This window comes from uncultured Solobacterium sp. (assembly GCF_963517755.1).
GTDB lineage: Bacteria > Bacillota_I > Bacilli_A > Erysipelotrichales > Erysipelotrichaceae > Bulleidia.
The window spans coordinates 1-15,001 of the sequence record NZ_CAUQGG010000023.1; the positions used below are offsets into that span (position 1 = coordinate 1).

Annotated in this window: 13 protein-coding genes and 1 other RNA gene; 13 read left to right on the plus strand and 1 reads right to left on the minus strand. The window is 36.3% G+C overall.

The features are described 5' to 3' along the window. Positions 1-203: 203 nt before the first annotated feature. From RWM19_RS08635 to eno, 5 genes are all read left to right on the plus strand, one after another. On the plus strand, positions 204-911 hold the full coding sequence (locus RWM19_RS08635; RefSeq protein ID WP_313986024.1) for an HAD family hydrolase: 708 nt from the start codon (positions 204-206) through the stop codon (positions 909-911). Positions 912-930: 19 nt separating this feature from the next. Then, the gene (locus RWM19_RS08640; RefSeq protein ID WP_313986028.1) at positions 931-1,254 is read left to right on the plus strand and encodes a hypothetical protein; all 324 of its coding nucleotides are present in this window, start codon (positions 931-933) and stop codon (positions 1,252-1,254) included. Between the two features lie 185 nt (positions 1,255-1,439). Then, entirely contained in the window at positions 1,440-2,618 is a 1,179-nt protein-coding gene (locus tag RWM19_RS08645) for a phosphoglycerate kinase (RefSeq protein WP_294022526.1), read from the plus strand. An 11-nt stretch (positions 2,619-2,629) separates the two neighbouring features. Next, positions 2,630-3,382, plus strand: coding sequence for a triose-phosphate isomerase (gene tpiA / locus RWM19_RS08650; RefSeq protein WP_294019895.1), 753 nt, complete (start codon positions 2,630-2,632; stop codon positions 3,380-3,382). A gap of 59 nt (positions 3,383-3,441) precedes the next feature. Beyond that, on the plus strand, positions 3,442-4,791 hold the full coding sequence (eno, locus tag RWM19_RS08655; RefSeq protein ID WP_366483690.1) for a phosphopyruvate hydratase: 1,350 nt from the start codon (positions 3,442-3,444) through the stop codon (positions 4,789-4,791). Between the two features lie 215 nt (positions 4,792-5,006). Here eno and RWM19_RS08660 read toward each other — a convergent pair whose 3' ends face one another. Continuing rightward, positions 5,007-5,402 (minus strand): hypothetical protein, encoded by a 396-nt coding sequence (locus tag RWM19_RS08660; protein ID WP_298663522.1) that lies wholly within the window; start codon positions 5,400-5,402, stop codon positions 5,007-5,009. A gap of 164 nt (positions 5,403-5,566) precedes the next feature. On the opposite strand from RWM19_RS08660, the gene RWM19_RS08665 reads away from it, so the two are divergent. From RWM19_RS08665 to RWM19_RS08700, 8 genes are all read left to right on the plus strand, one after another. After that, positions 5,567-6,949: a Sapep family Mn(2+)-dependent dipeptidase gene (locus RWM19_RS08665; RefSeq protein ID WP_313986035.1), complete on the plus strand. Its 1,383-nt coding sequence runs from the start codon at positions 5,567-5,569 to the stop codon at positions 6,947-6,949. A 100-nt stretch (positions 6,950-7,049) separates the two neighbouring features. Further along, positions 7,050-8,843, plus strand: coding sequence for a glycerophosphodiester phosphodiesterase family protein (locus RWM19_RS08670; RefSeq protein WP_313986038.1), 1,794 nt, complete (start codon positions 7,050-7,052; stop codon positions 8,841-8,843). 151 nt (positions 8,844-8,994) lie between these two features. Then, on the plus strand, positions 8,995-10,041 hold the full coding sequence (locus tag RWM19_RS08675; RefSeq protein WP_294019900.1) for a hypothetical protein: 1,047 nt from the start codon (positions 8,995-8,997) through the stop codon (positions 10,039-10,041). A 65-nt stretch (positions 10,042-10,106) separates the two neighbouring features. Further along, positions 10,107-10,331, plus strand: a complete 225-nt coding sequence (gene secG, locus RWM19_RS08680) for a preprotein translocase subunit SecG (protein ID WP_294019901.1) — start codon at positions 10,107-10,109, stop codon at positions 10,329-10,331. 114 nt (positions 10,332-10,445) lie between these two features. Next, complete coding sequence (gene rnr / locus RWM19_RS08685) at positions 10,446-12,854, plus strand: ribonuclease R (protein ID WP_313986041.1); 2,409 nt, start codon at positions 10,446-10,448, stop codon at positions 12,852-12,854. Next, positions 12,835-13,296, plus strand: coding sequence for an SsrA-binding protein SmpB (smpB, locus tag RWM19_RS08690; protein WP_294019903.1), 462 nt, complete (start codon positions 12,835-12,837; stop codon positions 13,294-13,296). The genes rnr and smpB overlap by 20 nt, the downstream gene beginning before the upstream one ends. Positions 13,297-13,415: 119 nt before the next feature. Further along, positions 13,416-13,771: a transfer-messenger RNA gene (gene ssrA / locus RWM19_RS08695) on the plus strand. A 191-nt stretch (positions 13,772-13,962) separates the two neighbouring features. Beyond that, a complete protein-coding gene (locus tag RWM19_RS08700; RefSeq protein WP_313986046.1) occupies positions 13,963-14,685 on the plus strand; it encodes an L-2-amino-thiazoline-4-carboxylic acid hydrolase in 723 nt (240 codons plus the stop codon). Positions 14,686-15,001 lie beyond the last annotated feature (316 nt).

Consider the following 15,001-nt stretch of genomic DNA (forward strand, 5'->3'; position numbering starts at 1 on the left):
GGGAACCTTCACCAACAATAAAATCAAAAGAGGAACTTTCAAAAATAATTGAGGATATGAAACAATTATCTTCATAAAGTAACTCTCCTATTAACAAATATAGAATATGATTTAAGAACATTGTATCATTGAAAGTGATAAGTTTTTTTAAATATTTATACGATGGGTTTTAACATTGCGTAAGAAGAGGTGGAGATATCTATATGAAGAAAGCAATACTATTTGATCTAGATGGTACATTACTACCGATGGATCAGGATATATTTGTAAAGACGTATTTTGGACTAATGGCTAAGAGAATGTCTCAGTTTGGGTATAAGCCAGATGAGCTAATTCAGACGATTTGGAAGGGTACTAGTGCAGTCATAAAGAATGACGGGGTACTTACAAATGAAGATGTATTTTGGAAGTGTTTTTCTGAAGTGTATGGTGATGAACGAACAAAGAATGACCGTGTGAAATTTGATGATTTCTATCGTGAAGATTTTCCTAAGGTACAGAGTGCTTGCGGTTTTCAACCGCTTGCTAAAGAAATGATTCAATATGCTAAACAGCAGGGATATAGAGTTGTGCTTGCAACGAATCCTTTGTTTCCTAGAATTGCGACAGAGGAAAGAATTCATTGGGCAGGGCTATTGCCAAGTGATTTTGAGTTAGTTACTACTTATGAAAATAGTCATGCATGCAAACCTAATCTTTTATATTACCAAGAGATACTAGATACTTTAGGCTTAGAGGCTAGTGAATGCTTGATGGTTGGTAATGATATTGGTGAAGATGGCGTTGTAAAGCAATTAGGTATGGATATCTTTTATATTACAGACTGTTTGATCAATCCGGATGGGATTGACATGGAACATGAATTGCATGGAAGTTTTGAGGATTTAAAGGAGTATATTCGAAGAACATAATAGACAGGGGGTAATATCTATGACAAAGGGTAGATGCATTGCGATTGCTTTAATAGCAACTTGGTATATTGTGTTTCCATTTCTGTTAATAGATACAGGATCAGCGATGTTTCTGCTCTTGATTGTAAATCCTGTTCTTTCGCTCCTTGGCGGATGGATTTATGGGAGGCTACGTGGGTTTGATTGGCTGATTCTTTGGCTTGTGGCGTTCCTATTTATTCCTGTTATTTATTTCCACATGGCTGGACAGTGGGATTGTATGATTTATCCTGGAATTTATATTGTTTTAATGAGTGTTGGGATGGTAGTTGGTAAGATATTTCAGAAGAAAAAAGTGGTCTAGTCAGAAAGATTGATTAGACCATTTGTTATTTTTTACACAAAATAAATTCTATAAGAATTTTGGAAACGCTTTCTTTTAGAAAATCTTCAAAAAATGTCTGAAAACACTCATTATTTGTGTTTCTTCATTTTCAAGTTTGGCTCGCAAGTGTTATAATTTCTGAAGTACATAGGAGGATAATTCAAATGTCTAAAGTTACTGTAAAAGACTTAGATGTTAAAGGAAAACACGTCATTGTTCGTGTTGACTTCAACGTTCCACACAAGGGAAATGTAATCACAGATGATAATCGTGTTCGCGCAGCATTGCCAACAATTAATTATCTTACAGAACATGGAGCAAAAGTTTTACTTTTGAGCCACTTAGGTAAGATTAAGACTGAAGAGGACTATGCAAAGAACGACATGTCTATCGTTGCGGATTGCTTAGCTTCCCTACAGAGTGCACCTGTTAAGTTTGTAAACGCTACTCGTGGTGCTGAACTTGAAGAAGCAGTTGCTGCTCAGGAAGAGGGTTCCATCGTATTGATGCAGAACACTCGTTATGAGAAGGGCGAAACAAAGAATGATGAAGAGTTAGGTAAATACTGGGCTTCATTAGGCGATTTATTCGTAGAAGATGCATTTGGTTCTGTACACAGAGCTCATGCATCAACAGTTGGTATTCCAACACACATTCCGTCAGCTTTAGGTTTCTTAGTTGAAAAGGAAGTTAATGTTTTAGGTAAGGCAGTTAATGATCCACAAAGACCATTCGTTGCTATTTTAGGTGGTGCGAAGGTTTCTGATAAGATCGGCGTTATCGAAAACTTATTGAAGATTGCAGATAAGGTATTAATCGGTGGAGGAATGGCTTATACATTCTCAGCTGCTAAGGGTGGCAAGATTGGTACATCTCTATTAGAAGCAGATAAGATGGAATTGGCTAATGAATTCATGAACAAGGGTGAAGGCAAGTTATTCTTACCTGTAGATACAGTTGTAGCAAATGACTTCTCTAATCCAACAGAAATCAAGACAGTACCAGCTGGAGAAATTCCAGATGGCTTCATGGGCTTAGATATCGGTCCTGAATCTGTTAAGAAGTTCCAGGATGAATTAGTTGGTGCTAAGACAGTATTCTGGAATGGACCAATGGGTGTATTCGAAGATGAAAGATTTGCTAAGGGTACAATCGCTATCTGCGAAACATTAGCTAACCTTGAAGGTGCTACTACAATCATCGGTGGTGGTGACTCTGCTTCTGCTGCTAAGAACTTAGGTTTTGCAGAGAAGTTCAGCCACATCTCTACAGGTGGTGGAGCATCTCTAGAATATATGGAAGGAAAGGAACTCCCAGGAATCGCTATTATTCCTGAGAAGTAAGGAAAAGAAACATGACAAGAAAACCAGTAATTTTCGGTAACTGGAAAATGAACAAGACACCTTCAGAAGCTGCTGAGTTCATGAAGGGTATCGAAGAAGTATTAACAGGTACAGAAGCTGCTGATTATGGTATCGGTGCTCCTTACGTAGACTTAGACGTTTGCGTTAAGGCTGCTAAGAACTTATTGATCGCTGCTGAAAACTGCCATGAAAAGGATTCTGGCGCTTATACAGGTGAAGTATCTGTACCAATGTTAAAGGAAATCGGTATTACATACTGCATTATCGGTCACTCCGAAAGACGTACATATTACAACGAAACAGATGCTGCTTGTGCTGCTAAGTGCAAGAGATTATTCGCTGACAACATCACACCTATCTTATGTGTAGGTGAAACAGAAGCTGAATACGATGCTGGTAAGACTGAGGAAGTTGTTAAGTCTCAGTTAGCTGGTTCTTTAGCTGGTTTAACAGCTGAAGAAGTATCCAAGATGGTTATTGCTTACGAACCAATCTGGGCTATTGGAACAGGTAAGAGTGCTGATGTAAATACAGCTGAAGCTTGCTGCAAGCTAGTTCGTGAAACAGTGAAGGGCTTATATGATGAAGCAACTGCTCAAGCAGTTCGTATCCAATACGGCGGATCTGTTAAGCCAACAAACATCAAGGAATATATGGCTTGTGAAGACATCGATGGTGCGTTAATCGGTGGTGCATCCTTAAAGGTTGAATCCTTCAAGGAAATTATTGACGCTACAAAATAGGTTCTTACTCAGCTTAGCTGAGAGAATATGTTTTAGGTTATCATAGGAGGAAAATTTAGATGCCTAATTTTATTGATCCAATTGCTGAAGTGCATGCACGTGAAGTCTTAGACTCCCGTGGAAATCCAACAGTAGAATGTGAAATTACAACTGAGTCAGGTGCTTGGGGACGTGCTATCGTTCCATCAGGTGCTTCTACAGGTGAACGTGAAGCTTTAGAGCTTCGTGATGGAGACAAGAATCGTTACCTTGGAACAGGTACATTAAAGGCTGTTGCTAATGTTAACGAAAAGATTGCTCCAAAAGTTATCGGTTTAAATGTATTCGACCAAAACTTAATTGATAAGACAATGCTTGATCTTGATGGAACACCATTCAAGAGCAACCTTGGTGCAAACGCTACATTAGCTGTTTCATTAGCTGCTGCTCGTGCTGCTGCTGATGCTTGTGGCTTACCATTATACAAGTATATTGGTGGTGCAAATGCTAAGGTATTACCAGTTCCAATGATGAACGTATTAAACGGTGGTAAGCATGCCGATTCTTCTGCAGACTGCCAAGAATACATGATTATGCCAGTAGGTGCTAAGAGCGTACACGAAGCAGTTCGTATGGGTTCTGAAGTATTCCATGTATTAAAGAAGGTATTAAAGTCCTACAAGTACAACACAGCTGTAGGTGATGAAGGTGGATATGCTCCATCATGCGTACCTGGAAACAATGGTCCATTAGAGACATTAGGTAACGAAGGTCCATTGGCTTTAATGGTTGAAGCTGTTGAGAAGGCTGGCTACAAGTTAGGTGAAGATATCTGCTTCGCAATGGACTTAGCTGCTTCTGAATTCTACAACGCTGAAAAGGGTGTTTATGAATTAACACGTTCTGGTGAAGGTGACAAGACATCTGAACAGATGATTGATATGTTAGCTTCATGGGTAGAGAAGTATCCATTAATCTCAATCGAAGACGGCTTAGCTGAAAACGACTGGGATGGTTGGGTTAAGTTAACAGAGCGTTTAGGCGAAAAGGTTCAGCTTGTTGGTGATGACCTCTTTGTTACAAATACAACATATATCAAGAAGGGTATTGAATTAAAGGCAGCTAACGCTGTATTAATCAAGGTTAACCAGATTGGTACATTAACAGAAACATTAGATTCTATCGAAATGGCTAAGGAAGCTAAGTACACAGCAGTTGTATCTCACCGTTCAGGCGAATCTGAAGATTCAACAATCTCTGACTTAGTAGTTGCTACAAACGCCGGCCAGATTAAGACAGGTTCTATGAGCCGTACAGACCGTATCGCTAAGTACAACCAGTTGATGAGAATCGAAGAAGAATTAGGATCAGTTGCTGAATACCGTGGAAGACAGGCTTTCTACAACGTTAAGGCTCTTTCTTCAAAATAAGAATGATTTGAAAAAGTTCACTTCAATGTGAACTTTTTTCATAAATATAGATTTTGTATAGACTATGAATTTACTATTGGCATAAATTCATAGTAAATATGATAATATAATCAATAGCCATTTATGGCCTCCTCTCAAGTTCATTTCTTTCATAGCAAAAAGAAAATAACATGAGAGGTTTTTTGTTTTTGAAGGTCCCCAAGTATCTTTATATATTACTTGTGTTGTTTATTCTTTTCAATACTCCATCCAATGATCCAACCAATCACGAGTAGATAATTTTCGATTGCTCCTACTAGATTAACGGTTTCATGCATTTGTAAATAATGAATGAAATGATTTGTACCAATACCAATACCGCCAAGAATCAAAGCGAGTAGGATGGATTGTAAATAAATCCAATTGTAATGACGGTATGTAGTAATTAATATTACAAGGACTGCTATATTCCAAAAACCAATTTCTCTTTGCCATCCTGTTGAGATACCATATGCCGCATGGCTACCCATATATTCTGGTGCGAAGATTTGAAGAACTGCAGCACCAGATATCGCAATGATTAAAATGATAAATAATATACGTAAGAGAAGATTCATTCGCTGTTGTTTCATGTTGTAGACCTCCTAAAAATATAGAAAATAGTAATCTTACATGCAAGTACTTGTCAAGACAGGCCAAATAATTCGTGTTGAATCCCAAAAAAATACAAATAATTTATCGGATAGCTTCCCTTAAAAAATGAATTGAATGATACTATTAGAGTAGGAGGATTTCAATGATGAAATTTATTGATGAAGCACGTGCGTATCAAGATAATATGATTGAAGATTTACGACAACTTGTAAAGATTGAATCCGTACGTGATGATGCAGCTGCGACAAAAGAAGCACCTTTTGGACCAAACATTGCAAAGTGCTTAGACAAAGCACTAGAGATTGGTAAACGTGATGGTTTTAAAGTAGAGAATGTAGATGGTCATGCTGGAGTGATTCAGTACGGTGATTTAGAAGAATCTGTTGGTGTACTTGGACACTTGGATGTTGTGCCTATTGGTGATGGCTGGACATTTGATCCACTTGGTGGAGAAATCAAAGATGGCTATATCATGGGTAGAGGTACTTGTGATGATAAGGGTCCTGCAATTGCGGCATATTATGCAATGAAGATATTAAAAGACAAGGGCTATAAGTTAAAACATAATATTCAAATGATATTGGGTACAGATGAAGAGAACACATCTGCAGGAATTCTTTATTACAAGAAAGTACGTAAGAATCCAATTATGGGTATCGTACCAGATGCGGACTTCCCATGTATCTATGCAGAAAAGGGTATCTTAGATTTTTCTGCACAGGGAAAGGTTGATTCCTGTATCAAGTATATGAAGTCTGGTACTGCATTTAATGTAGTTATCAGTAAGGCAGATGTTATCGTTGATAAGCCGCTTGAAAAGGATTACTTTGAGAAGTTCTTGCTTGCAAATGAACTAACTGGTGAATGTCACGAGGATGAAGCTGGATCACATTACCATATTGATGGTAAGCCATTCCACGCATCTCGTCCTTATATGGGTATAAATGCGGCTGTAAAGATGTTTGAATTTGTTGGTAGCTGTTATAACGATGAATTCAGCTTAAACGCTGTGAAGTTATTTAAGGATCCATATGGTGTTGGATTGAAGGTTGCTTATGATGGTGCATACATGGGACCTTTAACTTTCAATATGGGTAAGGCAAATATTGAGAATGGTCAGGTATACTTTGCATTAGACTATCGTTATCCAAATGAGTGCGAAGGTAGTGATCTTCTAAAGAGAAGCGCAGATATCATCAAGGAAGTATTGCATATTGATACAGAGTTAGTAGATGATTCTAAGTGGTTATTAAATGATCCTAACAGTGAACTCATTCAGACATGCTTGAAGCACTATCGTGCATTTAGTGGAGATACTTATACACCTCCTCTACGTATTGGTGGTGGCACATATGCTCGTAGTTTTGAGAACTTTGCAGCATTTGGACCAATCTTCCCAACACGTGAATATGCGTCTTGGGTTGGTGCTGAACATGAAGCGGATGAAGGCTTTGAAATTGAAACGATGATTCTTGCTTGCGCAATTTACGCAAATGTTCTATTTGATTTAGCTTGTGAACAATAAAGAACTAAATGATTTAAATTAGGAAGTATCTACGGATACTTCCTTTTTATGATAGAGAATCCATGTGCCAATAGTGTAATTATGTGGTTAAATAATAGGTATGAAAACAACCAAGAACTTACCAGGACAAGATAAAGCATTCTCATTTCGCTATTATTGGCATGGTTTACCGGAAATTTTATATTATCAAATTCCTGCAAAAATTATTTTGTTTATCATGTTTTCTTTTGCGGAGGGAATTCTTGGATCCATTATGAACTTGACAGGGATTTACTCTGTTAGTAGTGGTGAATTACCTTCACTATTGCGTAGTTGGTATGGTTGGGCTGTATTAATTGCGATTACAATCTTATTCACGATATATATGGCATTTGATATTATCATCCTGATTTTACTAAGTCGAAATATTCTATATGATCAAAAGAAAAAGATGAGGGAAATTATCTCTACTGCGATTCGTGTATCTCGAAAGTTCATTAATTTTCGGGGATGTTTGATTGGAATGTATTTTGCGGTTATTATCCCGCTTAATACCGCAATGATAGGCTTACGTTTAACAAAGCATTCGGTACCACAGTTTATTTATTCTGTCATACGCACAAACCATTTGTATATGCTTGCATATGTAATGCTTGTGTTCATTTTAGACTTTATCGGTATTATACATGTATTTACATTCCATGGAGTATTATTTGATAACTATTCACTAGCAACATCCATGCATGAATCAAGAAGTCTATTTTTTAAGAACTGGAAGAATGTTATTTTATCGTATTTAAAATTCTTTGGGATGTTCTTATTGATACTCGTAGTAGGAGTGGTGAGTATTATTGTTATACCGTACTATGTATCACATTGGATTATGCAAGCGAAATTCTGGTATCACTATCTGATTATTATGGTAGTGATTCTGGGTCTTATTTTTATCTTCTTATTTACAATGATATTTATTCAGGCACAAGCAATGTGTATCACTCGTGTCTATGACGAATGCACACTTGCAGGATATCAAGAAGAAAAGTTTACAACACCAGTTCTATTCCAAAAAAGTTTCCGCTTTGTTATATCGATAAGTCTTTTGGCATCACTCATACTTGGGTATGGTGGTGCGATGATATTTGATGATTTATTTCCTAAAGAATATACGACTGATGTGATTGCACACCGTGGAGGTGGAGATTTATCGACAGAAAACACAGTAGAGTCAATTCGTGCTGCAATAGAGGCTGGTGCTACTGCATCGGAAATTGATGTTCAAAGAACTGCAGATGGTCATTATGTCATCTTTCATGATAATACGCTGAAACGCTTATGTGATGATCCGCGTACAATACAGGAACTCACGCTAGAGGAGATAAAAAAACTCAGAATTATAGCCCCTGATGGTCACCAGGTGAGAATCGCAACATTAGAAGAGATACTAAATACTGCAAAAGATGAAATTAAACTCTATATTGAATTAAAGGGAAAGAGTGCAGGTATGCAGATGGCAAATGATGTCTATCAAATGCTCGTAGAAAGAAACATGGTGAATCAAGTACGTATTATCAGCCTGAATGCAAATCTCATTACACAAGTTGAAAAGATGTATCCTGATGTTGAGACGGAGTATCTTTGCTATATCGCTTATGGTCAACTTGAATCGATGGAAGTCGATGCGATAGGTTTAGAAGAAGAACTGGCAACCACAAAGAGAATCGATAACTTACATGATGCAGGTAAGAAGGTAGATGTATGGACTGCAAATTCCTTTGGGTCTATCATACGATTTATGGTTTCCAATGTTGATGGTATTATTACAGACAGTGTACAATTGGCAATCAGTATCAAGGATGGTAAGAGTGATTCGCCAGATTTTATACGATTATTACGAATCTTCTTTCCACAGTTCTGATTATGCATGCATGTTTTTTAGGAACTAGTATAAAGAATTTAGAATGTATTAATTTTCTTGCTAACGGCAATGATGTATAATAAAACCACTATAAAGATGAGGGCATTATCTCATACTTTGCAGTGGTTTTAATACTATAAAAGGGGAATATATGAAAAACTTGATTCAGAACTTAACAAAAGAGAAAACTCTAATCAATAAAGTGTTTCTTGCATTATTATGTAGCCAACTAGTCATCATCCTAACAACATTCTTTAAGGTTGCGATGTTACCTAGTTTTGGCAAATTAAATTTATATGCACTAGATAGTGTGGCAGTATTATTTTTAATTTCATCAGTAATTGAAATAGTATTTACATTAAAGAAGAATGAAAAAGTGTTTATCCCATTAAGAGTTGTTAACTTATTATGGTTATTTAGTTTGATTGGAAATCTCACAAAACAGATTGAAAATCTACAAATGACAGAGTCTGCTCTGGATTTTGGTGCAGGTGTTGTAGAGAATCTTTATTCATGGTTAACATTTGGTATCGTTGATTTTTCTATTCCTAGATCTGGATATTCTTCATTACTTGGAACTGTGAATGTGATTCGTATTGTAGCAGATATTAGTTTGGTACTCTTACTTGCTTACCTATATTTTAGATTTATCAAAAAGGATGAATTTGATACGACACCATGTTTAAAGGGTAATATTATTGCTGCATTACAGACAGCTTATAATTTGGATAAGATTGTAACGATTGCGAGTATTGCATTAATTGTTTCACCATTCTTACGTTTTATGAGTAATGGTCCTATTGTGGTTACTGCATTTGGTAGAAAACCATTCTTTGCGCTAGCAACCGTAGCACTTGGAGTAGTTGTTATTCGTGGGGTACTATCAAAGGATGCAAAAGTATTAGGAAAGTCAATTCTTGCGACACTCATTACCTTTATACTTTGGAATCCAATTTATATGATGCGCCAGGGACGCTTTGGTTTAGGATATATTTTATATCTAGCTGGTATAATTACTCTTGGTATTATCTATATAAAGAGACAAGAAGTAAGAACTGTAGCTACAGAAGCACAACCTACAAAAACAGAAGGTGTCAAGAATGAGGAACCGGTAGTAGAAGAGCAGCCTGCTAAGGAAGAACAGGATGTTCATCAAGAAGAGTCAAAGCTAGAAGACGAGAATTCAAAGAAGGAATAAAGTGATATTGGACATCAATATAAACCGATGTTATAATACTGTGGCAAGCGAAAGGAGCTTTTTAGATGCTTAACGCTATATTAATGGTTGTATCGGCTTTGCTGATTGTTTTATCACTATTACAGGGTGGAAAATCTGACGGTATTTCTAGTGCATTCACTGGAAATGGCGGATTAAATCTATTTGCCAACACTAAAGAAAGAGGATCTGAAAAGGTCATTTCTAATCTAACGTTGGTACTTGGAATTGCATTTTTTGCTTTAGTTATCGCGATAAGAGTGATTAAGTGACCGGTGAAAACCGGTTTTTTCTTACGAAGAAACATTGCATATTATCAGATATTGCTTATTACAAAGATACAGAATAAATACAGTTAAAGATGAACTGTAACAGAAGGAAGAATTATGGAAAATTTAAAAGAGAGAATATTAGAATATATTGAAAATCATCCAAAGAAGAATCGTAGAGTGGACGATATTTTAAGTGCACTTGGGATGACTTCCTCATCAGATTTCGTGAAAGTAAGCCAAGCATTATCTGAATTAGAACGTGAATTATTATTATTTAGAGCAGATGATAACCAATATTTAACACAGAAGCAGGCTGGTGTTATGACTGGTAGGATTTCTATCAATCGATCTGGCCTTGGCTTTGTGGACCGTGAAGATAGGGATTCAATTAAGATTGATCCTACTGATCAAAATACTGCATTAGATGGGGATACTGTTCTTGTCCGCTGCAAGCCTTGGGAAACCTATGGCGAAGTATTACGCGTAATTACACGTGCAAAGGATTTTATCATTGGTACGTTCTTGCCGCGTGGAAAGAGATTAAAGTTTATTCCTGATGATGAAAAACTACAGGATAAATTAATCACAGTAAAATATGACCAAGATTTTCTTCCTGTTGAGGGGATGAAGGTTCTTTGTCGTATACAGAAGTATGGAACAGCGATTGTTGTATATGTTGAACGTGTCATTGGTTATAAGGATGATCCAGGAGTAGATATTCTAGCGATTTTGCTTGACCATGATATTGATCCACAATTCCCTGAAGCTGTTATGGAAGAGGTTAAAACAATTCCCCAGGAAATTCAGAAAATTGATAAGAAAGATCGTGTTGATTTAACTGGTGAAACAATCATTACGATTGATGGTGATGACTCAAAAGACTTTGATGATGCGGTTAGTGTGACCCCTGTTGAAAATGGGTGGGTATTAAAGGTTTCTATTGCGGATGTATCACATTATGTAACAGAAGATAGTGCTTTAGATAAAGAAGCACTTGCACGTGGATGTTCTACATACGTAACAGACAGAGTTGTACCAATGTTGCCACATGAATTGAGTAATGGTATTTGTTCCTTGAATCCATATGTAGAAAGATTAACAATCACATGTCAGATGAATGTTAATCATAGTGGCAAGATTGAGGAATATTCTATTTATCCAAGTATGATTCGTTCTACAGAACGTATGACATACGCAAATGTAAATAAGATTCTTGATGGTGATGAAAAGCTACAGGAAGAGTATAAGCATTTAGGCAATCTCTTCTTTGATTTAAGAGATTGTGCTGATGCAATTCGTGCAAATCGTACAGCTAAGGGTGCGATTGACTTTGATGGAACAGAGACAGTCGTAGAGGTGGATGAGAAGGGTCGTCCAATTGATGTACATGCACGTATGAGTGGTCATGCGGAAAGAATGATTGAAGACTGTATGATTGCGGCAAATGTATCTGTAGCCAACTATATGAAGTGGTTAGATGTTCCATCTATCTATCGTATACATGAGTCCCCAACCGCAAAGAAGATGAAGGAATTTGTTCGTATCTCAGAGGGTATGGGACATAAGTTGATACTAGGTAAAACAGCGATTTATCCAAATGAATTGCAAAGATACTTAGCATCGGTACATGATCTTCCAGAATATCCAGTACTAAGTACTATGTTATTAAGATGTATGCAGAAGGCAAGATATGACGCTTCATGTGTTGGACACTTTGGTCTAGCAGAAGATGAATATCTACACTTCACTTCTCCGATTCGTCGTTATCCAGATTTAATCGTACATCGTATGTTACGTAAGTACTGTTTCCAAGCAAACGATAACTTAGAACAACGTGCAAATGATTTAGAGAAATGTAAGTCACAAGCTGAACATGCAAGCATCCGCGAAAGAAATAGTCAAGACGCTGAATATGCATGTGAAGATATGAAGATTGCTGAATACATGCATGAAAGAATTGGCAAAACTTATTCTGGTATTATTTCAAGTATTACAAGTTTTGGTATGTATGTAAAACTAGAGAATACTGTAGAAGGTATGATTCGCGTTGCGGACTTAGACGATGACTATTACGAATTTAATAAAGATCGTTTTGAACTTGTGGGTCAAAGACGTAAGAAGACATATCGTATTGGTATGCCTATTAAGGTAACGGTTGTGGATGCGAATAAAGAAGCAGGTACTGTAGACTTTACGATTGCAAAGAAGCCTACTAGATTTGCATCTGGACGTACTCGTTTCTCTAATGATCGAGGTTCTAATCCAACGCGCAAGCCACGAGAAGATAGAAAATTTGGTGATAAGAAATTTTCCGATAGAAAGTTCTCTGATAAAAAAATTGGCGATAAGAAGTTTGGAGACAAGAAATTTAACGATAAAAAGGATAGAAAATCTTTCTCATCTGATAAACGTGGAAAATTTGATGGATCTAAACCAACGCGCACAAAACAAGGTGATAAGAAACCATTCTTTAAGGGAAAATCAACCGGAAGGAAGATGACGCATGGTAGAAAAGACGCATGAAAAAACAGTCGCTCTGAATAGACGAGCTTCACATGACTACTTTCTTGAAGAGAAGTTTGAGTGTGGTATTGTTTTGACAGGAACTGAAATTAAATCTGTTAGACAAGGAAAGATTCAATTCCAGGATTCTTATATCTCCATTTATCGTGGAGAAGCTTGGATTAAAGGAATGCATATCTCTCCATATAAGTATGGAAATATCTTTAACGTTGATGAAACACGTGATCGGAAGCTATTATTACATAAGTTAGAGATTTTCCGTTTACATCAAAAAGTAAAGTTAAAAGGTTATACTCTAATTCCTGTACGTATGTACTTGAAGGATGGAAGAGCCAAACTTGAAATTGCATTAGCAAAGGGTAAAGATCTGTATGACAAACGTGAAACAGAGAAATTACGTGATGCAAAACGTGCAATGGAGAAAGCATTAAAATTACATTAATTAAAAATAAAATCCCTTTTTTGGGATTTTATTTTTAAACCTATAGTTTCATTTTTAGCAAGGTACTTGCAATGAATCTTGTAGCGTGATATATTCCAATTGCGTTACAAATAGCGAATGGGGCTGTCATGGTTTCGACAGGTTTATGTTTGATTTGTGCGGCAGTGGAGTGGTGACCTAATCACTAAATAAATTTAAACGCAAATAGAACAAATAGTTTCGCTTTTGCTGCCTAAGAACGCTAGATGCGTTGCAGCAACCCGATCAATGCTTTAGCCATTCTGTATTGATTGCGTAAATAAATGGATACGGTGAACCCAATGCCTGTAGGGGGAACCCGACAATTTACAGGTAAATTCAATAACTTGTTCGCTCACTGTCGTGGTTATTGTCTTACTTTACAGTGAGATAAACTGTAGATGCGCAAATGTGGGACTATTCTTGGACAGGAGTTCGACTCTCCTCAGCTCCACTAAAAGAAAAAACGACTTTTAAAGTCGTTTTTATTATGACCATGTACAAAGAATTTGAATATTGTGAATTACATTGTTAGTTATAGTGAACTGTGCTAATCTAAAACTGAAGTTAGATTAAATTTTGAGCTAATAATGAAGTTATTATGTGTGTTTTTGACTGTAAGTATAACCGAAAGGAATAGTGATAAGAATGCTAAGTCAGAAAGAAAAGGCAACAATTACAAGAAAGTATCAAAAGAGAATGAAATCTGCATGTCAAAATTTACTTGCAAAAAGATATGGTGTAGATGAGGTAGGACCTTATTGGCAAAAGGTAGAAGAACGATATAATCAAATCTTAGAAGAAGCGCCAGATATTGGCGGTGAAGCAAATTCAATGAGTCATAATCTCTACGAAGTAGCGTGGATTATCGCTCTCTATGATGTGGTTGGAAGAAACTTAACAACGGAAGAGATTGATACTGTAATTCATGATGTCATGAAAGATGGTTTGAATACTCTTCGTAAAATTCCAGGTAAGTTTTTGCTGGAAAGAAAGTTTATACGAAATCTTATTATTCGCTCTTTAGATAAATATCAGAAAAAACTAGAGCCACATCTTCACAATGATTGGCATAATACATGGGGTATGGAAGTACAACATGATATGGATGGTGGCATTCACTTCGTACTAAGAGGATGTCCAATTAAAGACTATTGTGAGAAACATGGGATGATGGAAATCTTGCCACATTTTTGTAATATGGATCATCAGATGATACAAGCATTACAACTATATTTAATACGGTCAAAGACATGTTCGAATGGTGATGAGACCTGTGAGTATACAATCGTTACAGATGATAATCCTTTGGTAGAAAAAAATCCTATCATTGTTAAGGACGATGGGCTGATACTAACAAAAAGCATATAATTTAATAATTAATAATCAAAGAGATTAAAACTTTGATGTGTATATAAAATCTTCTTTTTTATATAGTAAAAGCGAAAAATGATGTTTAAATTATATAAAGTGCCATTTTATATAATTGAAATGATAAATAATACCCTATGATATTAAAAAACACTATTTTATATAATTGAAAATATGCACACTGCATAATAGTGAAAAATGATTTAATGAAGTGCGCAATAATTAATTATATGAGTTTTTTGTTAAGAAGATGAGTTTCCTATTATTTCTTTTGTGATTTTGGTGATACTATAGTTCTATGGAAAAGGGGTTACTA